The following is a 25,751-nucleotide window of genomic DNA, read 5'->3' on the forward strand; positions in this document are numbered from 1 at the left end:
TTTTTTAGGTTAAAGAATACATCTTTTCGTTGTTTGATTAAAAAATAGTAATTTGAGTTACTATTTCAAAATTAAAATGTCTACAGCTAACGAAATTATTTTAAGACCGCGTTTTAAGTTTAATGTGGCGCAAAATAATGAGATGCTTTTAGAATTATTTGAGGAGACTAAGACTGCTCAATCTGATTTTATTGTAACTCGTATTGACGATCATGTATTTATTAAAATCCCTAAAGCAAAGCAGCACTTTTGGTCACCACAATTACATTTAGAAATCAATGAAAATGACACCACCAAAGGCAGCACGATTTATGGACTTTTTGGACCTAACCCAACCGTTTGGACTATGTTTATGTTTTTACACTTTATTGTTGCTGGTTTGTTTATTGGTTTTGGAATCTGGGCTTACGTGAATTGGACTTTAGGTAATGACTTTGCCATTCAGCTATTTGTTACGCTGTTTATGGTTATCATTTGGTTTGCATTGTATTTTGGTGGACGCTTAGGCAAAAAAACTGGCACTAACGAAATGCACCAATTGCATCATTTTATGCGAGATACATTAAGAAGTAAAGGCATTCACGCAGATATTTAAATCATTTTTGGTTATAACCAAAACGTTTCAGTTGACGTTGATCGCTTCTCCAATTCTTATTCACTTTTACATATAATTCGAGATGCACTTGCTTTCCAAAAAATTGTTCTAAATCTTTTCTAGCCTCTATACCTACTCGTTTTAGTGCACTTCCCTTGTGGCCAATAATAATTCCTTTTTGTGTGTCACGCTCTACCATAATAACCGAACGCATTCTAATGATGTTCTCTTCCTCAAAAAACTCTTCAGTATCAATTTCAACAGCATAAGGAATTTCCTTTTTATAATGCATTAAAATTTTCTCTCTTATGGTTTCATTTACAAAGAAACGTTCTGGTTTATCTGTTAATTGGTCTTTAGGATAAAAAGCTGGAGACTCTGGTAATAGCTCAATAATTCTATTAAATACTTCGGTAACATTAAAACCTTCTAATGCTGAAATTGGAAAGATCTCTGCATTTGGCACCTTTTCAGACCACAGTTGCACCTGAGTTTCTAATTGATCTTGATCTGATTTATCAATTTTATTTAATAATAATAATACTGGAATTTTAGAATTAGTAATCTTTTTAAAGAAGGCTTCATCCTTGAGCTCTTTTTCTCCAATTTCAACCATATAAATAAGCACATCGGCATCTTCAAAAGCCGATTTTACAAAATCCATCATAGATTCTTGTAATTCATAAGCTGGTTTAATAATACCAGGTGTATCACTTAAGATCACTTGGAAATTATCACCATTTACAATTCCTAAAATACGATGCCTTGTCGTTTGTGCTTTAGATGTAATAATAGATAACTTTTCTCCAATAAAAGCATTCATCAAGGTAGATTTCCCAACATTTGGATTACCTATTATATTTACAAAACCTGCTTTATGACTCATTATATTCTTATTAAATAGGCTACAAAGTTACGACCTTTAATACTTAATCTATTATAAGATCGCAATTAACCTATAGAATGGTCTGCAAATTAATGCAAGATTTGTCATACAGTCTAAAACTACATTTTTTTACATTTGATTTATGGATAGGCGCATAAAAAAAGCTTTAGACTATATAGAAAGTAACTTATCATTACAACTTACGCTAGGTGATTTGGCAAACGTATCATGCATGTCTGCTAGTAATTTTCATCGTGTTTTTAAAAAAGAAACTGGCAGAACCCCTTTTAAATTTGCAGAAGAGATCAAAATGAAAAAAGCATATACTATGCTCATTTCAGGATCTTACAAGATTCATGAACTAACCGAAGCCTTTGGTTATCAAGATTATGAAACCTTTACTAGAGCGTTTAAAAAATATTACGCTTTGGCGCCAGACGATTTAAAAGCGATTGCTCAAAAGATCAAATCTGAAATGCAGGTTGGACCAGATGGTTTTATTATTAAAATATTTGAAGTTGACAGTATTGACGACATTAAAGAAAACATAGAACGTATGATTCTGAATTTAAAGTCCCACATCAAAGAAAAAGGGTATTCAAACGAAGATATAGCCAAAGCTAAGGTTATGTCTATCATGCCGAAAATTGAAAATAGTTTACCAAATGAGAACACTATAAAAAACAAGTTCGTTATTACTGAAAATGAAAAAATTTGGAAAACCCTTTTAAACTTAGATCGACATGGAAAGCACTAATTTATATCATATTGCTGCGGCGATAGTTGGAGTTATATTTCCATTATATGCCATTTTGAACGGAAAGAAAGCAAGGCAACTGCTTATTGAAGATCCAAGTGCTAAAATTCTGGTCTTTCGTCAGACTGGTATCATTCTTATCATCTTGACAACTATATCTCTTTTGTCATTTCTGTTAAACAACAAAAGTCTAGATCTTATTGGATTAAATTTTATCAATACACCGTTATGGGTTATTGGATTATTTGGACTATCATTTTTGATTTTATTTGTTCTTAAGTCTGTAAAACTAAATGAAACTACAGCAAAGAAATTTTATAAGACCAATAAGGAGATCTCTTTTTTGATGCCAAATACAACACCTGAACTTAACATCACTATTATTGTTTCATTTATAGCTGGTATTTGTGAAGAAATTATATACCGAGGATTTCTATTTTGGTATTTGCACCAGTATATGTCATTAGTTCCTGCGATGATACTTGCCAATCTTCCTTTTGCTCTAGGTCACTTAACTACTACTGGGAAGAAGAATACATTTGGAGCCTTTATTCTTGCATTTATTTTTTCTGGTGCTTACTTTTTAACCAACTCACTATGGCTCCCTATTTTACTTCATATTATCGTCGATTTATATGCGATGGTTTTTGCTTACAAATCGTATCAGATTCTAAATGCAGCCGATAATTAATTGTAGATACTAGGAACGTGGTTTAGCCAATTGCCTATCGTACATCACAATACTTCCAGCCACAGATACATTAAGGCTTAATTGTGATTTAAATTTCACCAGGAAATGACTTTTCTCAATGGCCTTATGTGACAGTCCATGATCTTCGGCGCCTAACAAATATACGCAGCGTCTTGGATGATTAAAGGTTTCTAGATCTTTAGCTTCATCTGTAAGCTCTACACCAACAATACGAGCGCCTTTTGGTAAGTTTTTATAGAATTCATCAAAATTCTCATAATGGAAATACGGCATAGACTTCACAGCATTATGCGTGTCGCTAGATTGCTTAGCGTAACGATTTCCGATGGTAAAAATAAAACTAGCACCTAGATTTTGAGCAGAACGCCAAAGCACACCAAGGTTCTCAGGTGTTTTTCCATTTTGAATACCGATTCCGAAGAATTCATTTTCAAAGTTGTTAATCATGGTACAAAAATAAAAAAGCCCAAACCAAATTATCAAAGAATAAAGTAAATATATTAATCTCTATCTTTAATACCCACGATTTAAGAAACACCTTTATATCTTATTTTATAACATGAGATAAACTAAGAAACTCGTTTAAAAAAATATTAACATTTTTTTAAATTTTAGATTTTAAATTGCCATAAAAAACGATGAGATCATTTATCTACCTATTGTTATTAACTTTGCCATTTTTTATTTCTGATAGTTCTTACGCTCAAAATAAAATTGCATATCTAACTAATGAATCTGGTAATTTCGATATTTTTATTATTGATGAAAATGGCAATAATAAACAGCAACTTACTACGAACAAAGGTTGGGATTGGTCTCCAAAATGGAACGCAGAGTTACAGGCAATTATTTATAATTCTAATGATACTTTGAATAAATTTTCCATAAAGTTGATCAGCATCAATGGAACGGAAAAAAAATTGGACACCAAAGGAATGGAAGAATTTATACTCTCCCCAAATGGAACAAAAGTACTCTACACCTTAAAGGATAATAACAATAGATATATAGGTGTTTTTGACCTTGTCAAAAGTACAAACAGACTCCTTGTTTCTAATCCTTCCTATAATGGAAGACCTGATTGGTCGCCCAATGGAGATTACTTTAGTTTTATTTCGGATAGAGATGGAAATAACGAGTTGTATGTTTATGACTTTAAAAAAGCCGCTTCAAAAAGATTGACAAACTCGAAGAAAAGTGAGAAATATACATCTTGGATGCCAGATTCAAGGGCTATTGTTTATACTTATCACTATTCTGATGAAAGGAACAATGAGCACAACGATATTTTTTCTGTGAATCTTAAAACCAATAAAAAAAATCAGATAACCAACAACGAAAAATTTTACCAAGAAATTGATGTTTCTCCAGACGGAAAGAAAATAGTTTTCCACGCCAAACGTAATAGTAAAGACCAACTTTACACTATAGATATAAGTGGAAAAAATGAAAAACAAATTACCACATCACAAGCCTATCATGGCGAACCAGAATGGGTGTCAATAAAAAAGCAGTAATAAATGAAGTTGACAAAAAACAGATATGTATTAGCTGTACATGACTTAGAAAAATCGGCAAAATACTATTCAGAAGTATTAGCCTTTGACGTATACAACATTGATGATCCAGGATGGCGTTTTGCAGAAAGAGATAATTGCATGCTCATGTTAGGTGAATGTAAAGATGCTATCCCTCATTCTAAATTGGGTGATCACGCTTATTTCGCCTATATAGAAGTTGAAGACATCGATTTGCTATATGAAGAGTTTGCATCAAAAGGAGCACAAATTCGTCATACTCCAGAAGACAAGCCTTGGGGAATGCGTGAATTTCCTTTAAAAACTATTGATGGACATAGAATTACTTTTGGTATGGTATTAGATTCTAACGAAAAAACAGAAAGAGTTGGTTAATGGACATCTAAAAACAATTTACCACTACAGTCTAGTTTTCTAAGGATTTTCTGAATATTTTTTAATGTACTGTTTTGGCGTCAAACCTATGTGCTTTTTAAATACCCTATAAAAAGAACTATTACTTTTAAAGCCCGCTTTTTCTCCAATGGCAAAAAGGGTTAAGTTTTCATTTTCATTACTTAGAAGTGTAATTTTTAGCTCTTCAATTCTAAAACGGTTTACATAATCAAAAAAATTCATTTCTTTTTGAGAGTTTATTGCTGCCGATATTTCATGTAAAGATAAGTCAATTGAATTAGCAACATCTGCAAGTTTCAAGTCCTGGTTCTTATAGAGCTTTTCAGTATTCATGTGCTTATCGATTCTTTCAATTATAGATTTATGATGGGTCTCTTTCTTTAGACTCCTCTCTTTTTCATCTTTAGTAAGTGATTTTGAATTTTGCATATTTATAGAATCTAAACCGACTGTTGTTAGATACAATTGAGCCAATAAAATAAGCATCACAAACAACAATAATGTATATGCGAAGGCACTATTTCCCTTTAATCCAAAATTGTCAAAAAAGAAATAGCTGGAGCAATTTACTAAGGCAAACAAGGCAATAAGTAAATACAAAACTTGAAATCGTTTGTTTTTCAATAACTGCGTAAAATCTGATTCTGAGTGACCAATTTCTATATGGCGCTTTCTTAAAACCAAATACCCGAGAATAGTATAAATAGCAATATGCAACACATATAAATAGAGTCTAAAGTCACGTAAAGTTGCACCAGGAAGTGCAAAATATTCTTGAAGAATCTCAATTTTTTCTGTCTTTGACTTTATATAAAATGGTAATAACCTTATATAAATCAATGGTACTAACCAAAAGTGCAATACATCATATCTAGACAATTTAGTCTTTACTTGAAGGTAAAACAGTGGTCCTATAGCAAATAATAAAGGTCCTGTTACCCATGTAAGATGAGGATATTTAAGGTATAAAGCATTAAGCTCAAAAAAAGCGAACAATATGCATAAAGAGACAATTAATAGCGACAAAGGAAGATAAAATCGCTTTCTTCCTCTTAGAGCTTGTATTAGATAATACAAACCTATATTACCTGCACTAAATGAAGAACAGAGAAGAAGTATATTGTATAGATCGAATTTCAAATTATAAAAATATCTAAAATACTTTTAATAAAAAAAAGCACATGATTGTTTTCATTGGAGCGAGAGGATTGTGAAGAAACTTGAGAAACATACTGTTACTTTAAGAATAAACTCAATTGTTCGTATTTATGCTTTGGCCAAATACCAGTTTATTATTATCAGGATCTGAAATCACAAATTCATTCATCCCATAATCGGTTGAACTGAGTTTTTCTTCAAAAATCACCTCATTATTTACATATTCCTGATATACTAATCTAATGTTATAACAGAAAATATAAACTGATGCATTATCCAAATCCAGCGGATTTTTACTTAAAGTAAGGTTTATCGTAATTTCATCTCTTTTTAATACGGCATAACTGGCAGGCTCGTCCCATTTAAATACACAAGAAAAGTCTAGCTTTGAAGTATAGTAAATAATGCTATCTTCTACACTTGACACAGGAAGAATAGTAGCTTGATGTGATAGGAGTTTTTGTTGCATTTTTTAATTATCTACAGCGCGCTTTTTTATGTTGAGTAATTTACTAATACCCAATCCAATTAATACTTCCAAAAAACAGTTTTTCAGTGTCAACTTATAAAATAAGATAAATACATTAAATACTGCCTACTATTTCTCGAACTGTTTTGTTTTATAAATTAGGGCATAGGTAATCTAACTTTCCATATAATCCTGCCATTTCACCAATACATATTTTGTTGTATTACCTTCTTTCTTTTTTAAAAATCCGTATTCGTATGCAAATAGATAAACATCTTTTTTACTGTTTTTCCAAAAATGAGTAAAGAAATTGGCGTTAAAACCTTCTTTATGTAAAACAGAAGCTCTTACTGTAGCTTTACCTGCTTTATTATATTGTTTTAATATTTTACGATTTAGTTTAAGTTGATTATCCACCTTATTGTAAAATCGTGGTGTTTCTGTTTTCGATTTTTGGTACTGATAAGAACTCTTGCAATGTACATCGCAATATTTTTTATCTGACCTACCTTCTATGACTTTTGAACAATGCAAACAAAACCTACTATCCATATTATAAGTGTATGTTATTCGAATAATATACGTATAATATCTTTTTATATAAAATCCTTAATATAAATTACAATATGAAACCCAACAAATATATTACTCTAAAACATTTATTGATCGACAACAAAAAGCATATTGGTTTACAATTTAATTCTGATAAAGTGTTAAACACTTTAGTTAAGAACTTAAAAAATTTAGAGTGGAGCCATAAACATGACATGTTTTGCTTACTAAACAACAAACGTAACCTAGACTCTATTTTTTCATTATTTAAAGGTATTGCATGGGTAAATACTAATTACTTTTTTGATAAATCCAATTCTAAAAACCTTGATGAAAAATTTGATTTGCAATGGTTTAGAAAAAGAAAAAGACCTAGCAACTATAAAACTTGTCCTGAATCGTTCTTAGATAAACTCGAAATAAAACGCTATGCTAATAATACAGTTAGAACATATGTATCCTGCTTTGAACGATTTATAAATTATTATCCAGATAAAAACATTGAAAGCTTAAACGAAACAGATGTCCGTGAATACTTAAGAGTCTTAATTCAAAATAATCGATCTAATTCGTACATTAACCAGAGTATCAATAGCATAAAATTTTACTACGAAATTGTATTAGGTATGCCAAACAGATTTTATAAGATTGAACGTCCTAGAAAAGAAAAAAAATTACCAACTGTATTATCACCTTCTGAAGCAAAGGCACTTATTAATGCTACAAACAATATAAAACACAGATGCATAGTTTCTCTCTTATATTCTGCAGGATTAAGGCGAAGTGAACTTATTAATCTTAAACCAATTGACATTGATAGTAAACGGATGCTTATTAAGGTAAATGATGCTAAGGGGAAGAAAGACAGATTGACACTTTTAGCACAATCTACATTAAAGGATCTTAGACTATATTATAAAGAATTTAGACCGAAAAACTATTTATTTGAGGGTCAAAAGAATGAAAAATACAGTACAACAAGTATTGCAAAAATCATCGCAAATGCAGTTACAAAAACACGAATTAAAAAGCACGTTACTGCTCATACTCTCAGACATAGTTTTGCTACACATCTTTTAGAAAATGGCACTGACTTGAGGTACATACAATTGTTATTGGGACATAGTTCTACCAAGACTACAGAAATTTACACGCATGTTGCATCAAACAATTTTATTTCTATTAAAAACCCATTAGATTAGCAAGAATAATATGTACATTTAGTCATGTAAAATATAGTGGGTATAAAAACAATACGTTTATCCACTTGTTGTACACAAGCTCTGAAAAGCCAACCGCACAGTCAAGCACATTTCATTTTGCTCGTGCCTCACAAAATAAAAAGAGCTTGCCTTTTCCCAACGCTTTCCGAAAATAAACCGATAAGTTGATACAAAAATCGCAATTTATTTTTACATTTGCTAAAAATAGGTCAAATGACAAGTTTCGGACATTATATCAAAACGGAAAGAGAAAAACGAGAATGGACACAGACCGAACTCGGAACAAAAATTGGAATTAATACAAGTGCCATATGCAGAATTGAAAATGGAAGTCAAAAATTCAGTAAGTCTAAACTGAAAAAACTAGCTGAACTTTTTAAAACTGACATACAAACTATTACGGACTTATTTTTTGCTGATAAATTCGTTAAAGAAGCATTAAAATACAAATGTTCTGATTCTATTTTTTCAGTTGCAGAGGATACTGCAAACTATTATAGAAATGTGAATGTAAAACAAGGGAAATTAGAATTATGAAAAAACCATTAACATATATTAGCCTTTTCAGTAGTGCTGGTGTTGGATGCTATGGCTTCAAACTAAATGGTTTTGAATGTATTGCAACTAATGAACTTCTTACAAAAAGACTCAAAATACAAGCTTTTAACAACAAATGTAAATACGATAGTGGATACATTGATGGAGATATTACAAAACAAGAAGTAAAACAAAAACTTATTAATGAATTAAAGTTTTGGCAAGAAAAACACAAAATTAAAACACCAGATGTTTTAATAGCAACGCCACCTTGTCAAGGTATGTCGGTTGCCAATCACAAAAAAAATGACGAAATATCAAGAAATTCTTTAGTTGTTGAATCAATAAAATTAACAAACAAAATACTTCCAAAATATTTTGTCTTTGAGAATGTTCGAGCATTTTTGAATACTACTTGTACTGACGTTGATGGAGTTGTAAAACCAATAAAAGAAGCTATTAGACATAATCTTGGAGGTACTTATAATATTTTATACAAAATTGTAAACTTCAAAGAATATGGCTCTAATTCAAGTAGAACAAGAACATTAGTTATTGGAGTAAGGAAAGATATTCCAAACATAACACCTTATGACATTTTCCCAAAAAAACAAAAATCAAAGACTTTGCGTCAATTAATAGGAGATTTACCTTCATTAACAGAAATGGGAGAAATTTCAAATGATATTTTTCATTCTTACAGAGAGTTTCAACAAAGAATGCTTCCTTGGATTGAAAATTTAGAAGAAGGTCAATCAGCGTTTGAAAATTCTGAACCTGAAAGAATTCCTCATAGAATTATTAACGGAGAAGTTGTTTATAACAAGAGTAAAAACGGTGACAAATATGCTCGATGGTATTGGGATAAGGAAGGTCCTTGTGTTCATACGAGAAATGATATTTTAGCAAGTCAAAATACTGTTCATCCTTCAGATAACAGAGTGTTTTCAATAAGAGAATTGATGAGAATGTTATCAATTCCAGAATCTTTTGAATGGTCACATATTAAAACGCAGAATCTTAATGAGTTCACAGAATTAGAGAAAAAAGTTTTCTTAAAAAAGGAAGAACTTAATATTAGGCATTGTTTAGGAGAAGCAGTTCCTACTGGAGTTTTCAAAAATATTGCTACAAATATTAAAAAAGCTAATCAAAATGAAAGTTTGTCTTTATCACAAATTAAATCTCTTGAACAAGAGTTCAAACTAAACAAAACAGAAAATATTATAAGTTTCATCAAGACAAACTTTATAAACTATTCTTTAGACAATATTTTTTTAATAGCAGAACATTCAAACTCGGAGAGATTAAAAACAAGTGCTTATTTTACAAGAAAAGACATTGCCTATTCTGTAATTAAAGATTTACCACAGCTAAAAAAGAAAAAGAAAATTAGAATTCTTGAACCATCTGTTGGTGTTGGAAATTTCATTCCACTATTATTTGAAAAATACGGAGATAAAGATGAAGTAATACTTGACGTTTGTGATATAGACAATAATTCTTTGCAAATTTTAAAGACTATTTTGTCAAAAATTAAAGTCCCTAAAAACTTTAAAATTAATTTTAAGCATACAGACTTTCTTCTTTGGAATTGTAAATCAAAATATGACATTGTTGTTGGAAATCCACCCTATGGCAAAGTAACCAAAAACAAAGAGCTTTTAGATTTATATAAATTTAGAGCCTACAATTCAGACACTAATAACATCTTTTCCTTTTTTATAGAGAAGTCTTTACGATTAGGGAATTTCGTCTCTTTAATTGTGCCTAAAAGCTTATTAAATGCACCCGAATTTAATAAGACAAGAGAGCTTTTAAAGAATTGTGATTTACAGAAAATTTGTGATTATGGAGAAAAAGCTTTCAAAGGCGTAAAAATTGAGACTGTGAGCTTTTTATATTCATCATCTACTTCAACAAGTGATAACGTTTTAATAGAAAGCTACATCAAAAACTCGTATAAAAAAGAAAGCAAAAGTTACATTTTTGATGATAATTTTCCATATTGGTTAATATACAGAAATGTTAGTTTCGACAAAGTAGTTTCTAAAATGAAGCTTGATATTTTCAATAGCTTTAGAGATAGACAAATCACTAAATCCTTAACTAAAAATAATGGTGAAATAAGGGTTTTAAAAGCAAGAAATATTGGGAACAATGAAATAAAAAATCTTCAAAATTATGATTGTTATGTTGATACAATGGAAAATTTGGCGGTTTCGAAATACATTAATGAAGACGATGTTGTAATGATCCCTAATTTAACTTATTATCCAAGAGCGACATTCTTACCTAAAAATACAATTGTAGATGGTTCTGTTGCTTTATTGACCTTAAAAAACGGAAGTAGATTACCAACTGAACAAGATTTGGAATTTTATAGTACGAAAGAGTTTGAAAATTATTATCGAGTAGCAAGAAATCACGGAACTCGTTCTTTGAACATTGACAATAACTCTGTGTTTTTCTTTGGCTTATTAAAAGAAATAACTGAATGAGTAAAATAATAGATGACCATTTTGATGGTTTAGATTTAGATATTAGAAAAAAGAATATTGGAACTTTTATGGACCAAAAAGTAACACCTGATGTAGTTTCAGGAGTTGCAGAATGTATTTTGGAATATTTGAGAGTAAATGACGAACCTTTCACTATAAACGACATTAGATACTTTGATTATTCAAATCAACTAGTGAAGGAAGTGTTTAATAAACCAGATGTACAAAAAGCCGAAAATGAGTATGATAAATTCTTCGCACAACCAATAAAGATGTTTGCATATGCAGGCATATTAGAAGAAGACTTAACAAAACGACCTTATAAATACTGCGTTTCAAATAACGTAGTTTTAGATTTTGTTGGAATGCGTGAAAGAAATGCAGTTACTTTTTTACAAAAATATTTAGAGAAAATAATATCCGATAGTGGCATTAAAATTCTTTTTGAGGAATTTTTTACTTCTCAAAATAGCGCTGGTTATGAAAGATTAAAAACTCGCTTTATTGATTTTGTCATTAAAAACACACCCAAAAACGACCCTGTTGATATTTCAAGGATATTTACAAAAATTATAAATCCATTAGCTTACAAAGAAAAAAAATTCGGAACAAGACGAGGGAGAATTTCACAGACAGTAATTTCTCTTGATGAATTATACTACAACAGACCTAATTGGAGAGACATTAATAAAGATAAATCTCTTACAAGGGAAGAAGCAAAAGCTTTATTTGAAGATGTTGTAGACAATAAGAATTTCTTTAGATATCAAGTAACTAAAGCAAAGAATTTTGTTCGAAAACATCAACCTTATAGTGAAATTCATAGGTTTGAGCAATATCCAGGATTACAAGCACATCACATATTTATGGAAAGTGAATTTCCTCAAATCGCAGATTTACCTGAAAATATAATTATACTAACACCTAATCAGCATTATTATAGAGCACATCCAAATAACAAAACTTCAGTTATAGACGAGAAATACCAAGCAATATGTCTGATTTCAAAATTAGATTCTATAGAAATAAATAATCGCTCTGGAGAAAATGATTACTCACTAGAAGATTTTATCAATGTCTTAAACACTGGGTTTGAAACAGACCATTTCAATACAGGAATGGATTATGAAGAAGTTAAACATCAGATAATAAACTATACTTATGCAAGAGCATAACTTAAAATAAACTAATATGTATCAGCCAAATTACGGAACTCAAAATCAAGTACAATTCAATAACGAAAGTGAATACTACGAACTTCTAGGCTATTTAGCTAAATCAGATGGAACTAGCTCACTTGTATGGGAACATAATGAAGACCAAGGTGCTTGGGGAAGTGAAGGACGAATAAAGTTCTATATTGCTAATCCACCGTTAACCTGTTCGTTAAATCATACCGCAGGCGTTGGAAACATTATTACAAGAGTAAATTGTAATGAGTTTGTAGAAAATATTGCAACAAACCACAACTTTGTTATGGGTGCAACACAAAACATTGCTAATATTCGAGGAACAGTTCCAGCGCAGTATCAAGCAGATTTTGACAGAGGATTAACACTTTAATTTTCCAACGCTTAAAGCCATACACATTTGCAATTCGCTAAAGCCAACGCTAAATCAAAAATTGCAAAAGAGTATGTCTTTGCCAACGCTACCAAGTTTGTGGAAAGAAAAAGCCAGTGTACAACACCGTGTATAATTAATGGCTAGTTCTCGCCTACTTACGAAAATCATCACGAATTTTCTATTTGGTTTTTATTTGCTAAATTAAGTGCTTGAACCACGCCACTAATCATACACAAACACGTTAGCCACAAGCTGACCGACTCAAACTCTAATCAACGATAGGAAAAGATTTATAAATAAAAAACACAGTAATTGTTAGTAAAAGAAAGAAGGTCAAAAGAAGATTATAAACTACTTGCTTAAAACCATGAGAATAAGACCAAAAACCATTTGACTTTACTCCTCTTAAAAAAGAAATAAAGTTGAAAAAACAGAAACGAATTACCATTCCAACAAAAGTGAATAACAAAATTAAAAATGGATTTCTCGGATAATTCTCTAGCATTAATCAAATATAACAAAACTTAAAATCCAATTGAAAATAAGAATTATAACAATATCGATTATATTAATCAATTATTTGAATTTGTCTGGACAAAATAATGACAGAACATATTTAGCTCATGATCATAGTGAAAGTATGTTATATTCATACGCTGTAGCCGAAATAATTATTCATTCTGATTCAACTTATACATGGAAAACATGGGAATTGAAGAACAAGAAAGACTGGGAAAAATACAATTTATTTAAACCGAAAATATCAACTGGGAAAGTCACTCAAAAAGCGGAATTTTATACTCTTACCGAATATAGAAATGGAAATGAAACTGATTTTAATTTTACTGTTAAAATATCAGATAGAAGACTGACTTTTTATTATCCAAACAAAAGAAATAAACTTCGTAAAACTTATACATATAAAAGAATTAAAAAAATAAATGAATAAAGCCAGTGGCTAACAACGTGTATAGCCAATTGCTTGTTCTGTGTGTACTCGGAAAATCCTACGGATTTTCCTCTGGTTCGTTTTCTTTTGCTAACTTAGTTCTTGCCAACGCAACTAACCATACACGAACACGTTAGCGACAATGCACTTCGCAATTTTTTTTAGAATTTTAAGCTAGATAAAACTAAAAAACTCAACTCTTGAAAACCATGTTTGACGTCGGACTCGTTTCTCGTCCGCCAAATTTGGTGCCGTTGCAATCTGAATCGCTCGCCTACTCTAACGTCGGACTGAAAAGCAGAACGGCTTATGTTAGCGGTTATTAAAAATACTGTCGCTAACACTACCTATAATTCATTACGGCGGAATTTCCTATCGGAAATTCCATGCATTTTTGCTATCTTTCGTTCAACCTCGGAATGACACTGCGTGACATTCCGTAACGAAACCATAGCCCAACCGTTAGGCACAATTAGAAAATGAAAAACAGAAAGTATTTAGTTTACATAGTAACATTTGTCTCAATTTTCTTTTTCCAATGTAAATCACAAACGGAAAATAAGTCGAACGAGACTGAAGACACTCAGAATAATAAGGTTTACATTAATCCAAATTATAGCGGAGAGACTACCGAACCTGAAACATATAATGCGACAGGGAAAGTATATAACATTTTTATTTTCAATGAAACTGCAAATTCAATTAGTGCCAATGAAAAAGTGACAATTAAGCCAAACGAAAGTTATGTATTTAAAATACCAGATACCATGGGTATTGCACTAGACAACGGAATTCAATTCTTTTTTGGAGAAACAGAAGGATTAGAAGTAATTGATAATAAAGTTCAAGTAGCTGGATTAGGTGGAGAGTGGCTCGACAAATTAAATGTTCCAAAATCAGTGGATTGGGCATTTTCAGTACTAAAACCTGGAGAAGGAGACCCTATTCCAGAATAACAATAACTATTTATAACATCTATGATAAACTGAATGAAAGTCCTTGACCAACATAACATTAATGAGTTGAGCAAAATACTCTATCAAACGAATGTAATGCCTTCTGGAAATAGTCGCTCTTTTAGTAAGTTAAGTAAGAAACTGATTCTTGATTTTCAAGACGGATATGAATTGGAAAAAATAAAAAGAATAATCGCGAGTGAATTAATTGCAACTTATGGGCTTTCTGTGAATGAAAAAGAAGTGGAAGAAATTACCGAAATCGTGAACTCGTGGTACAATAAATAAAAAACTGTGCCTAACAACGTGTATAATTCATTGCTAGTACTCGCCTACTTACGAAAATCCGCGAGGATTTTCTATTTGGTTTGTATTTACTAAATTGGTTGCTGAAACACGCAACGAAATCATACACAAACACGTTGTACGCAAGCTGAAAAATGACACCACACGTTCAAGCACATTTCATTTTGCTCGTTCCTCACAAAATAAAAAGAGCTTTCACTTCCCCACCGCCACCCGAACAAGAATATATAAGTATCTTTTTTAAACACATATGTTTCTTAAATCGAAACTTTTGATTACATTTGAAAAACATTTGTAACATACAAAGTATGACTAATCTTGGTAAGTACCTTACAGATAAATCAATAAATAAGGCAGAAGTTTCTCGCAAAACCGGAATTCGAAAATCACGTCTTAGCCAACTAAGCACCAAAGAAGAAACGAATTTAAAAGCAGAAGAACTATACCTAATTGCTAAAGCCATAGGTGCTGACCCAAATGAGATTTTAGAAAAAATATATGGACATTTAAAACTGAAAGTTTAACAATGAAAGAATTGAATTTCATAGATTTATTTTCAGGAGCTGGAGGATTATCAGAAGGATTCATCAACGCAGGTTTCAAACCTATTGCACACGTAGAAATTGATAAAAAAGCTTGTGAAACTTTAGAGACTAGATTAGTATATCACAAGCTTAATTCTGAAAATAATCTTCAGAATTACTACGATTACATATCAGGTAAAATATCTCGAATTGACTTATTAAAAGACTTTAGTAGCCCTGAAATTTCGGCTTCTGTCATTAACATCGCTATTGGTGGAAATAATAACAAAATTATTTTTGAAACTATAGATAAGCTTGCAAAAGGAAAAGAAATTGATTTAATAATTGGTGGACCACCTTGTCAAGCATATTCCCTTGTTGGAAGGTCAAGAGATAAAAATAGAATGAAGAATGACCCTAGAAATTTTCTTTATAAAGAATACGCTAAATTCCTTAAAAAATATGAACCGAAAGTTTTTGTATTTGAAAATGTAATGGGTTTAATAACTGCTAAAAATGGGAGTTATTTTAAAAATATGCGAGCCTATTTTAAACGAATCGGTTATGAATTAGACTTCACAATTCAAAAATCTGAAGAATTCGGAGTATTACAAAAGAGAAGAAGAATAATATTAATTGGTTGGAAAAAAGGCTCTGATTTTAAATATCCAGTATTTGACAAAATCAAAGAAGAGTTCAATACAAGTCAAATTTTTTCAGATTTAAAAAAGTTGAAACCTGGAGAACAAAACAATGTGACAAAATACGCCAATAAGACTACGGTATATCTTGAAAGGTTTGAATTGAGGAATGGAGTAGATTTTGTGACACAACATATTGCTAGACCACACAATGAGCGTGATTTAAACATCTACAAAATAGCTATAAAGAAATGGTTAGAAAAAACAGAAAGGTTAAAATATCCTGATTTACCTACCAAACTTAAAACTCATAAAAATGAGAAAGCATTTGTCGATAGATTTAAGGTAGTCGATATAAATGGGCTTTCTCATACTATGGTAGCACATATAGCAAAAGATGGACATCACTATATTTATCCAGATACTAAACAAGTAAGGTCTATTTCAGTGCGTGAAGCTGCACGGATTCAATCTTTTCCTGATGATTATTATTTTGAAGGTGGTCGAACAGCTGCTTATAGACAAATTGGAAATGCAGTTCCACCATTGATGGCAAAGGAAATCGCCTTTCAAATTAAAAAACAGCTATAATGAGTGATGATTTAACATACAAAATAAAACCTGCAGCAAGGTTAATCCATACAATTGGAAGTGATTTAATTGGTGACTCTTACGCTGCATTGGTTGAGCTTGTTAAAAATTCCTATGATGCAGACGCTAACAAAGTAGACATAGTATTTAAATATACAGAAATCGACAAAGAAAAGGCATTGATGATTTCCATCAAGGATGATGGTCACGGTATGGGTTTCGATACCGTAATAAATAAATGGTTAGTACCTGCAACCGATGATAAGTTAAAAAGAAAAATAAGCAAAAAAGGCTCAAGAATCTTACAAGGAAGAAAAGGCATTGGTCGTTTTGCAGCTTCAATTTTAGGTCAAGAAATGACTCTTTCTACCGTTGATGAGGCAGGAGAAAAATCTGAAGCTGTTATTGATTGGAGAATATTTAAAACAGATGATTTTTTAGAAAACATTGAACTTCTTGTTGAAAAAACACAAACAAAAGAATCATCTGGAACAGACCTGCTAATTATTGCTAAAGATGAGAAGTATATTGAAAAATATATCAATGAAAAAGGAGAAGAAGAAACTGTAGAAAAAATTGATTCTAAATTATCTTATTGGAATAAAGAAACGCTTGTTCAGTTAGTAAATGAATTACGTAAACTCATCTCACCTTTTGACGAATCAATTGAAGACGAATTCAAAATAAACCTATCATTTGAAAATTCACCTTTTCCTGAGCTAGATGAGAATATAAAAATTGACACTTATCCAATTATAAAATATTATGATTATCGTATTTCAGGTATTATCAATAATCTAGGAAATGCAACACTTCTTTTTGAAAACAATATAAATCCAAACGTAATTCAAAAGGAAGAAATAACAGTAAAATTCGAATTAGATGACACTCAAGAATATTGTGGCTTACTGAAAATTGATTTCAGAGTTTTCGATAGAGAACCCGAAGCAATTGACAACCTTATTAATAAAGGTCTTATAAATCCTGTGTCAAAAAAATATATGGGTAAAAATGAGGCAAGAAGATTATTAAACGAAGTGTTTGGAGTAAATGTTTACAAAAATAGTTTTAGAATTAGACCTTATGGCAACAGCGGTGTTGATTGGTTAAAATTAGACCATAGAAGAATACAAAATCCTACTTTAAGAATTAGTAATAATCAAATTGTTGGTTTTGTAACTATCCAATCTGAGGAGGAATCTGGTCTGATAGAAAAAAGTGCCAGAGACGGTCTAAAGGAAAATGAAAACTATTTCGGATTGATTGAACTAGCAAGCAGAGCCATTTCTGAATTAGAAACAAGACGACTAGCATATAGAATAAAAAGTGATAAAAGTCGTGGGAAAACAACAAAGGTTCAAGATACAATTAACTCTTTATTTAGTCTCGCAGAGGTCAAAACATCAATTGGGAAAAAGCTGACTGAGTTTAAAATAGATAAAAAAGCTATTGATGAAATTGATACTATTTTAACCAAGGAAGAAGAGAAAAAGGCAGAATTAAAAGAGGAAATAGAAAAAACTATAGCTATTTATCAAGGTCAAGCAACTTTAGGTAAAATTGTCAATTTTATTCTTCACGAAGGTAGAAAACCATTACAATTCTTTAATTCAGAAACTAAGGTAATGGAACGATATTTAAAATTTTATCGTGCAACAAATGATGAAGAGCATCTAAATGAACTAACCAAAAGTATAAATGGTTTTAAAATCAATAGCAAATTCATTTCTACGCTATTCAAAAGAATATCACCACTAGCAAAGCAAAAAAGAGATAAGAAATCAAATTTTTCAGTTGTTAAAGTTATTGAAGAGAGTTTAGATGTATTTCAATCTAGTCTTGAAGAAGCGAACATTAATGTTAATGTTATTGGCGATGAAAAAGCCGAAATTTTTGGATGGTCAGAAGACCTTTATATTGCCTTAACAAACCTTATTGAAAATAGTGTTTATTGGTTACAAATTTCTAAATCTGATAAAAAAGAAATCGCAATTGAGGTTATAAATAATAACGACTCACTTATAATTGATTATAAAGATACGGGACCTGGTCTTACTGATTTAGAAATTGAATCAGGAGCAATTTTTGAACCTGGTTATTCCAAAAAAATTGATGGAACAGGTTTAGGTTTAGCTATTGCTGGTGAAGCTTCAGATAGATTAAACGGTGAGTTATTAGCTAGAAAAAGTAATAACGGAGTAAACTTCCAAATAGAAATCAGCAAATAGTTATGGAAGAGTTGAAAATATTAATAGTTGAGGACGATAAAGGTAAGCGAGATGACTATTCTCGCTTCATTAAAGCTTATAATTTAGATAAAGAGGATTGCAATATTATAGAAGAGTTTGGTGTAGATAAAAATGATGCAATTGATAAACTAAAGAATCCCGAGAATAAATTCGATGGTGCAATTGTAGATTTAGACTTAGAGGGTTCTGGCGGAACTGATTCTTCAGGGAATGAAGTGGTAACAGAAATAAAAGAAAACTTGCGTTTTCCAACCTTTGTGATAACTGGTACGCCTCAGAACCTTTCAAAAGAGCTAAACGTTCCTAGTACAATATTTGGTGTATTTGAAAGAGATGATGTTGATTTAGATAATGTTTTTGACCGATTTTATGAAATTAAAAGAACTGGAATTCTAAATCTTTTGAACAGAAATGGACGCATTGAAGAATTAATTCAAAACATTTTCTGGAATCACATTTCTACGTCTTTAGATAATTGGACTCAGGATAGAAAGCGTACTTCCAAGGAAAAGGAAGATTCACTTTTGAGATACACTATTCTTCATATGCTGGAGTATTTAGATGAAAAAAATTACCATCCTAGCGAATTCTATATAACTAAACCAATCAAGGAGAGTATTTATACAGGTGACATAGTAGAATATGATGGTAGTCGTTATATAGTTTTAACACCTTCTTGCGACATTGTTTTAAGGGATGATGGCTCAAGAAATACAAGAAGAATTCTTTTCTGTAAAATTAAAGGACTATCGGATGAAGTCAAAAATTATGAATTGTTAAAAAATGATACGGGAAAATCTAATGGCAATCGGTTACGTCTTAATCGATTCGTTGGTAATAATTCAGGCGGCAATTTTCATTTCATACCAAAGCATAACGAAATAGAAGCTGGTTTAATTGATTTTCAGGATAAAACCACTGTTAGTGTGGCAACAGTTGAAAGAAAATTAGATAATAAGGAATGTGTTCGACTTGCAACTGTTTCAATGCCTTTTTTAAAGGATATTATTTCAAGATATTCGAATTATTATGCTAGACAAGGTTCACCTGACTTTGATGTAGATGAAATATTTGAATCACTTTTTGAATAAATCCGGACCAATGCAATGTTCAAGCACATTTAAAGTTTGCTCGTGCCTCACAAATTTAAAAGAGCTTTCACGCCAACGTTAGTAAGTTTGCGGAAAAGAAAGCCAGCGTACAACAACGTATATAAAAAATAGCGGTTTAATCGCTTAATCGAAACAAAATGAATAAATTAAAGGTCATTTCTAAACTGAAAATGTAGTGCATAAAACCCGCTACTTTTCATATACAAGACCGTTGTGCATAATCTAAGAAACCATCGAAAAAGAACATAAAATAAAGAATTTTTTTTGGCTGATATTACTCGTAGTTGCACTATGGATAATCAGTTGGATAGTCGTCGACAATTTATATTGTTCTGTGACCGATAGAGGTGCTTTTGGAGATAAGTTTGGGTTTATTAACTCACTTTTTTCGGGACTTGCATTAGCAGGAATAATCTATTCTATCTTTCTTCAGCAAAAAGAATTGTCTTTGCAAAGAACTGAATTAAAGGAAACTAAAGAAGAATTTAAAGACCAAAATTTTCAAACGACTTTTTTCAATCTATTGAAATCTCAACACCAAATAGCTATTGATATTTCAACTTCGATTTTTGATTTAAAGTCGTACGATAAAAGGAACAGTAGAGAAGCTAAAGGACGAGATTTTTTCAATCAGTCAAGATTTGAACTACAACGTATCGACAATGCATTGTCAAATCCTAAATTTATAGAACATAGAGTATGGAATCCTCAAGGTCCAGAAGATGAACCTCATAGTGAAGAGGAAGAAGAGAGTTTAACTAAATGGAGAAAAACCTCATTCACTTTTAAGTACTATAAAATTGACTCGGAACTTTGGGAAAGTTCTTCAAAGTTGAAAGGATTAGAAAGAGCGGAAAGACTTTATGCTATATTCTTTAATAAATTTCATTTCGTTATAGGTCATTACTTTAGACATATTTACCACATATTATTATTTGTTGAAAGAACAGAAAACGAAAGAATAGAAAGACTTAAATTAATTAAAAACCAACGGGAAAGAAATAAAGAAATTGAGAAAGCCAAAGCGGAATTTAAACAGTATGCGGAATTTATTCAAGCACAAATGTCTATTCCAGAACTTTTTCTTCTTTTTTATAACTCATTATCTTTTCCAAAATTACAGCGATTATTGATAAAATTTAACACACTTGAAAATCTGACTATTGAAGATTTATTAAGCGAAGAGCATAATGAAATTGAAGGAATTAATTTGAAGAGTAGAAAGGAATTATTTAAATAAAGACTATGCACAACAATGGCTATAAGTAATTGCTGGTTCTTGCCTACTTTGGAAATTCCTGCGGAATTTCCAACTTGGTGTGTACTTGTAAAGTTAAATGCTAACCCACACAACTACTCATAGCCGAGACCGTTGTGAGCAAGCTGCAAAAAAATCATTTGAAACCAATATTAGAAAATAGAATTAAGGCATTTGCAGTTGATTATTTGATTATGGGACTAATCGGACTTGGAATTGTAGCGCTGACTGACAATCTATTTCTCGGAATGATGATAGTTTATCCGATAACAATGAATAAGGACTTCCTAAATGGAAAAAGTATCGGAAAAAGAATTTTTGGAATCCAAGTGCAAAACCTGAATAACCAAAAAGCATCAGAATGGAAAAACTCGTTGCGGAATTTTTTACCAATAATTCCTATCGAATTGCTTTTTACAATTTTCAGTCCTGAACGCAGAATCGGAGATCGAATTGCGAGAACTAAAATTGGAATTGAAAAAGAATATAATCTAAAAACAATAAGTTCGGAATTAGAAAATTACCGAATTAATAAAGAGCTGATTTTCGGAATACTATTCGGAATAATCAATATTTACGGACTTTCATGGTTGTACGGAATAATTTTATCGTGAATTAAAGCCAGCTCACAACAACGTGTATAATCAATTGCTAGTTTGTGCGTACTCGGAAAATCCTGCGGATTTTCCTCTGGTTCGTTTTTGTTTACTAAATTAGTTGTTTAACCACGCAACTAACCATACACAAGACCGTTAGCGACAATGCACTTCGCAATTTTTTTTAGAATTTTAAGCTAGATAAAACTAAAAAACTCAACTCTTGAAAACCATGTTTGACGTCGGACTCGTTTCTCGTCCGCCAAATTTGGTGCCGTTGCAATCTGAATCGCTCGCCTACTCTAACGTCGGACTGAAAAGCAGAACGGCTTATGTTAGCGGTTATTAAAAATACTGTCGCTAACACTACCTATAATTCATTACGGCGGAATTTCCTATCGGAAATTCCATGCATTTTTGCTATCTTTCGTTCAACCTCGGAATGACACTGCGTGACATTCCGTAACGAAACCATAGCCCAACCGTTGGCGTTAATTTGACTACATCATATATGCGACTGAATTATAGAGCGCATTTAGAAACGTTACTTAATTTTGTAGTCAATAACTATTCTTATTGCAACTTATAAAAAAAGAATAGCATTATAAATATTTAAATTATTATGAGAAACTGGCAATTGGCGGCATTTTATTTAAAAGAGCATCGATTATTTAATAATGAAACAACAATTAATCTGGGAGGTAAGTTTTTCTATGAATTTGAAAACTTAACAGAAGAAGATATTTCCATACAAAGAAAAGTAAATGAAGACTATATTGATGGTTTTTTTGGGTCAAAAGTCACTTCTATAAATGCCATTGTTGGTGCTAATGGAACTGGAAAAACTTCACTATTCATAGATTTGATAAACAATCCAGATTTGCTTCTGCTATTTGAAATAGACGATAGAGTTGTGCTAGTCAAAAATGAATATCGTAAAGAAGTCAAATTAGGATGGTTAAATTTGAATTTTACGGAAACTGATAAATTAGTTGTTAAATCGGATAGTCTGAAAAGTAAATTTTATGACGGACAACAATTAAATTTTGGAATTTTCCATACTCCTAGAATATCTTATTACAATCCAATTGCATCAACAAATTATTTTCTTTCTAATATAACTACAGTTTATGATGAGTTCAAAAATAGTTTAGAACTAGATGCAATAAAACTCGAAAGAAGTTTAAGATTGATGAGTAATAAGAAATTAATGGACGAGATAAATGATATTTTACCAGAGTTTCCAAGATTTCAAAATATAGTAATCTCTTCTAATAAGATTAGTGATTACTTACTTTGGCAAATTGAACAAGAAATTGTCGGTCCGAAAACAATTGCCTTAATGCCCTCAAATGAAGTAGATGAAATTTCATTACTAGAGCTAATTAATAAAGGAAAATACATTCCAAAAGTTAATTTCATAAATAAATTTAAAAGTAACAAAAACAAAGATTTTAGAGTAAATGCGCTTCAAAAACTGTACGTAATGACTCGAATTTTAATTTTTGAAAAGTACGAAAGATTTGCGGACTCAAAAATAAGTATTGTTGAGCCTTATTTAAAGGATAAAAAATTAGAGTTTAATGAAAGTGCGTTTATAAGATGGATAAAAGAACTAAAATATTCCATAAAGGACTTCAAGGGAAATCAATCAATCAACTATTTTATTGATCAAGCTATTCAATGGCATTCATTACTCCCAAAAGATGAATCTGTTAATCGAAAAGAACTTATTTTGATAATTGAAAATAATCTGCTAGTAAAACAAGATGAATTGCAAAGGTTATTCGAAAACACAGACCATAACCAAAAAAATATGCATTCCCGTGATTATGAAATGCAATTATGTGCAGTATCACCAGCTTATCCATTATCTCAAGGCGAAGAATCTCTATTGAACTTGCTATCAAGTTTTTATGTTAATGAATATTTTAAGGAGAATCGCCCTCAAATTGTGTTGCTCGATGAAGCAGCACTTTCATTTCATCCTCAATGGCAAAAAAAATATGTAAAAACTGTATTGGATTTATTGCCTCTTATTTTTAAACACAAAATTCCAAATATTGAAAGTGTTGAACAGGAACAACAACTAATACAAATATTATTTACCACTCATGATCCACTTTCACTATCAGACATACCAAATTCTAATATTGTTTATCTTAAGCCGGATAATGATAAAGTAAGGGTTTTAAATAACTCCGATTCCGAACATCCAAATAGATCTTTTGGAGCAAATATTGCTGAATTATTGACTCATTCATATTTTATAAAAGGAGGATTAGTAGGTGATTTTGCAAAGGACAAAATATCAAGGACTATTGCTTGGCTAAATATGAAAAATGAAAAAGAATATGATAAAAATATTAAATTCACAGAGTTAGAAGAAAACCCGAAATATCATACTAGGTTGATTGAATTAATTGATGAACCAATAGTTAAGAATAAGCTAAGGCAAATGTATATCGAAGCTACTAATGATAATGAAGCTATTCAATTAGAAATTGATAGACTTCAATCTAAATTAAAACGTGATGATTAATATCCTTACAAATAAAACTAAATATGCTCTTCAAATCCATACCAAAGGATTAAAAGACGAGATAATAAAAAGAGCTCAAAGTAGATATGATAATTCAAATACAAGTCTTAGTAGACTAGATTATAGAATACTCTTAACTTTTATAAAAGGTAATTCTCAAGATATTATCTCAAAGGAATTAACTGGACTTAGACAACTTCAGAATCGTCTTTTCAACTTACTACCAAATTCGCAAGATTTAGAAGAAGACTTAGAATATATTTTTAATTATAAGCTTTTTAGAAAATTTAAGAAAATTAAATATAATGGATTTAGGTTGGCAAAAAACTTGAATATTGAAGTATGCCCTTATTGTAATCGAAATTACACCACATCTCATCGAGTGGATGGTGAATCGAAGAATGTTTATCCCGAATTTGATCATTATTTACCTAGATCAACCTATCCTCTGTTAGCACTATCTTTCTATAACTTAATTCCTAGTTGTAATATTTGTAACACTCATTATAAAGGTTCAGAAGATCCATTAGTTAGGAATTTATATTATCCCTATTCAAATTATGAAGCAATCAAATATTTCAACTTTGGCTTTACTCCATCTGATTCTGACGCAATATTAGGTAAAAGCAATAACTTATCAATTGATATAGAAACAGCAAAATACTCCTCTACTCCTTTAATTCGTCTCCAAGTAGATAATTCTCTAAATTTTTTTAATATTCTTGAAATCTACACCAAAAATCATAAAGCCTTGATTATGGATGTAATCAATAAAAGAATAACATACTCTGACAACTATATTAAACAATTAGAAAATAATTATGGATTGACCTTTGAAGATGCATATAGAGTAATATTTGAGACATATTATGAAGAGACTAAGTTAATGAAAAGACCCTTTAGCAAACTTAAAAGAGATATTTTTATTGAATTAAAAGAATTAACTTAATCTGATAGGCTCAAATTGTATAATTATCTTTAATAATAAACTAACGCCAACAACGTGTATAGTTAATTGCTAGAGTTTCTATCTGGCTAATCGGAAAATTCTCCGAATTTCCCTCAGACTCGTTCCCTTTTGCTATCTTTAGTCGCAGAGCAACAAACCATACACGAACACGTTGGCAAACATTAAAA

General features: G+C 30.9%; 26 protein-coding genes. 21 read left to right on the forward strand and 5 right to left on the reverse strand.

Translation table 11 applies throughout. The features are described 5' to 3' along the window. The first annotated feature begins 52 nt into the window (after positions 1 to 52). Entirely contained in the window at positions 53 to 595 is a 543-nt protein-coding gene (locus KWG70_RS13265; RefSeq protein ID WP_317206760.1) for a GTP-binding protein, read from the forward strand. Position 596: 1 nt separating this feature from the next. On the opposite strand, the gene era is transcribed toward KWG70_RS13265, so the two are convergent. After that, a complete protein-coding gene (gene era / locus KWG70_RS13270; protein ID WP_230936526.1) occupies positions 597 to 1,481 on the reverse strand; it encodes a GTPase Era in 885 nt (294 codons plus the stop codon). Positions 1,482 to 1,623: 142 nt separating this feature from the next. Here era and KWG70_RS13275 point away from each other — a divergent pair, with 142 nt between their 5' ends. Both KWG70_RS13275 and KWG70_RS13280 read left to right on the forward strand, forming a co-directional pair. Next, complete coding sequence (locus tag KWG70_RS13275; RefSeq protein ID WP_230936527.1) at positions 1,624 to 2,238, forward strand: helix-turn-helix domain-containing protein; 615 nt, start codon at positions 1,624 to 1,626, stop codon at positions 2,236 to 2,238. Further along, positions 2,225 to 2,929 (forward strand): CPBP family intramembrane glutamic endopeptidase, encoded by a 705-nt coding sequence (locus tag KWG70_RS13280; protein ID WP_230936528.1) that lies wholly within the window; start codon positions 2,225 to 2,227, stop codon positions 2,927 to 2,929. The genes KWG70_RS13275 and KWG70_RS13280 overlap by 14 nt, the downstream gene beginning before the upstream one ends. Before the next feature lie 9 nt (positions 2,930 to 2,938). Here KWG70_RS13280 and KWG70_RS13285 read toward each other — a convergent pair whose 3' ends face one another. Further along, positions 2,939 to 3,397: an RNA methyltransferase gene (locus KWG70_RS13285; protein ID WP_230936529.1), complete on the reverse strand. Its 459-nt coding sequence runs from the start codon at positions 3,395 to 3,397 to the stop codon at positions 2,939 to 2,941. Positions 3,398 to 3,588: 191 nt separating this feature from the next. On the opposite strand from KWG70_RS13285, the gene KWG70_RS13290 reads away from it, so the two are divergent. Further along, entirely contained in the window at positions 3,589 to 4,467 is an 879-nt protein-coding gene (locus KWG70_RS13290; RefSeq protein ID WP_230936530.1) for a DPP IV N-terminal domain-containing protein, read from the forward strand. A 3-nt stretch (positions 4,468 to 4,470) separates the two neighbouring features. Further along, positions 4,471 to 4,863, forward strand: coding sequence for a VOC family protein (locus KWG70_RS13295; protein ID WP_230936531.1), 393 nt, complete (start codon positions 4,471 to 4,473; stop codon positions 4,861 to 4,863). A 39-nt stretch (positions 4,864 to 4,902) separates the two neighbouring features. Here KWG70_RS13295 and KWG70_RS13300 read toward each other — a convergent pair whose 3' ends face one another. The 3 genes from KWG70_RS13300 to KWG70_RS17975 form a co-directional block, all read right to left on the reverse strand. After that, entirely contained in the window at positions 4,903 to 6,024 is a 1,122-nt protein-coding gene (locus tag KWG70_RS13300) for a helix-turn-helix domain-containing protein (protein ID WP_230936532.1), read from the reverse strand. A 112-nt stretch (positions 6,025 to 6,136) separates the two neighbouring features. Further along, complete coding sequence (locus tag KWG70_RS13305; protein ID WP_230936533.1) at positions 6,137 to 6,511, reverse strand: VOC family protein; 375 nt, start codon at positions 6,509 to 6,511, stop codon at positions 6,137 to 6,139. Between the two features lie 174 nt (positions 6,512 to 6,685). Next, a complete protein-coding gene (locus KWG70_RS17975; protein ID WP_317206761.1) occupies positions 6,686 to 6,928 on the reverse strand; it encodes a hypothetical protein in 243 nt (80 codons plus the stop codon). A 209-nt stretch (positions 6,929 to 7,137) separates the two neighbouring features. Here KWG70_RS17975 and xerA point away from each other — a divergent pair, with 209 nt between their 5' ends. The 16 genes from xerA (at position 7,138) to KWG70_RS13390 (ending at position 25,563) form a co-directional block, all read left to right on the forward strand. Continuing rightward, entirely contained in the window at positions 7,138 to 8,265 is a 1,128-nt protein-coding gene (gene xerA, locus KWG70_RS13315) for a site-specific tyrosine recombinase/integron integrase (protein WP_230936535.1), read from the forward strand. Positions 8,266 to 8,499: 234 nt separating this feature from the next. After that, complete coding sequence (locus tag KWG70_RS13320; protein WP_210708924.1) at positions 8,500 to 8,823, forward strand: helix-turn-helix domain-containing protein; 324 nt, start codon at positions 8,500 to 8,502, stop codon at positions 8,821 to 8,823. After that, complete coding sequence (locus tag KWG70_RS13325; RefSeq protein ID WP_230936536.1) at positions 8,820 to 11,324, forward strand: DNA cytosine methyltransferase; 2,505 nt, start codon at positions 8,820 to 8,822, stop codon at positions 11,322 to 11,324. Before KWG70_RS13320 ends, KWG70_RS13325 begins: the two co-directional genes overlap by 4 nt. After that, on the forward strand, positions 11,321 to 12,499 hold the full coding sequence (locus KWG70_RS13330; RefSeq protein ID WP_230936537.1) for a hypothetical protein: 1,179 nt from the start codon (positions 11,321 to 11,323) through the stop codon (positions 12,497 to 12,499). Before KWG70_RS13325 ends, KWG70_RS13330 begins: the two co-directional genes overlap by 4 nt. A 16-nt stretch (positions 12,500 to 12,515) precedes the next feature. Beyond that, positions 12,516 to 12,887 carry a hypothetical protein gene (locus KWG70_RS13335; protein ID WP_230936538.1) on the forward strand — a complete coding sequence of 124 codons (372 nt, stop codon included), beginning with the start codon at positions 12,516 to 12,518 and terminating at the stop codon, positions 12,885 to 12,887. A 589-nt stretch (positions 12,888 to 13,476) separates the two neighbouring features. Continuing rightward, positions 13,477 to 13,839: a hypothetical protein gene (locus KWG70_RS13340; RefSeq protein WP_230936539.1), complete on the forward strand. Its 363-nt coding sequence runs from the start codon at positions 13,477 to 13,479 to the stop codon at positions 13,837 to 13,839. Positions 13,840 to 14,318: 479 nt separating this feature from the next. Beyond that, entirely contained in the window at positions 14,319 to 14,795 is a 477-nt protein-coding gene (locus KWG70_RS13345) for a hypothetical protein (RefSeq protein ID WP_230936540.1), read from the forward strand. A 33-nt stretch (positions 14,796 to 14,828) separates the two neighbouring features. Beyond that, a complete protein-coding gene (locus KWG70_RS13350) occupies positions 14,829 to 15,083 on the forward strand; it encodes a hypothetical protein (RefSeq protein WP_230936541.1) in 255 nt (84 codons plus the stop codon). A gap of 326 nt (positions 15,084 to 15,409) precedes the next feature. Then, a complete protein-coding gene (locus KWG70_RS13355; protein ID WP_230936542.1) occupies positions 15,410 to 15,625 on the forward strand; it encodes a helix-turn-helix domain-containing protein in 216 nt (71 codons plus the stop codon). 2 nt (positions 15,626 to 15,627) lie between these two features. After that, a complete protein-coding gene (locus KWG70_RS13360; protein WP_230936543.1) occupies positions 15,628 to 16,857 on the forward strand; it encodes a DNA cytosine methyltransferase in 1,230 nt (409 codons plus the stop codon). Beyond that, positions 16,857 to 19,085, forward strand: coding sequence for a sensor histidine kinase (locus KWG70_RS13365; RefSeq protein ID WP_230936544.1), 2,229 nt, complete (start codon positions 16,857 to 16,859; stop codon positions 19,083 to 19,085). Before KWG70_RS13360 ends, KWG70_RS13365 begins: the two co-directional genes overlap by 1 nt. A gap of 2 nt (positions 19,086 to 19,087) precedes the next feature. Continuing rightward, the gene (locus tag KWG70_RS13370; RefSeq protein ID WP_230936545.1) at positions 19,088 to 20,197 is read left to right on the forward strand and encodes a response regulator; all 1,110 of its coding nucleotides are present in this window, start codon (positions 19,088 to 19,090) and stop codon (positions 20,195 to 20,197) included. Between the two features lie 355 nt (positions 20,198 to 20,552). Continuing rightward, positions 20,553 to 21,458, forward strand: coding sequence for a putative phage abortive infection protein (locus tag KWG70_RS17980; RefSeq protein WP_230936546.1), 906 nt, complete (start codon positions 20,553 to 20,555; stop codon positions 21,456 to 21,458). A 158-nt stretch (positions 21,459 to 21,616) separates the two neighbouring features. Continuing rightward, positions 21,617 to 22,090 carry an RDD family protein gene (locus KWG70_RS13380; RefSeq protein WP_230936547.1) on the forward strand — a complete coding sequence of 158 codons (474 nt, stop codon included), beginning with the start codon at positions 21,617 to 21,619 and terminating at the stop codon, positions 22,088 to 22,090. Between the two features lie 604 nt (positions 22,091 to 22,694). Beyond that, complete coding sequence (locus KWG70_RS13385) at positions 22,695 to 24,614, forward strand: AAA family ATPase (protein ID WP_230936548.1); 1,920 nt, start codon at positions 22,695 to 22,697, stop codon at positions 24,612 to 24,614. After that, on the forward strand, positions 24,607 to 25,563 hold the full coding sequence (locus KWG70_RS13390; protein WP_230936549.1) for an HNH endonuclease: 957 nt from the start codon (positions 24,607 to 24,609) through the stop codon (positions 25,561 to 25,563). The genes KWG70_RS13385 and KWG70_RS13390 overlap by 8 nt, the downstream gene beginning before the upstream one ends. Positions 25,564 to 25,751 lie beyond the last annotated feature (188 nt).

This window comes from Psychroserpens luteolus (assembly GCF_021032705.1).
Taxonomy (GTDB): Bacteria; Bacteroidota; Bacteroidia; order Flavobacteriales; family Flavobacteriaceae; genus Psychroserpens; species Psychroserpens luteolus.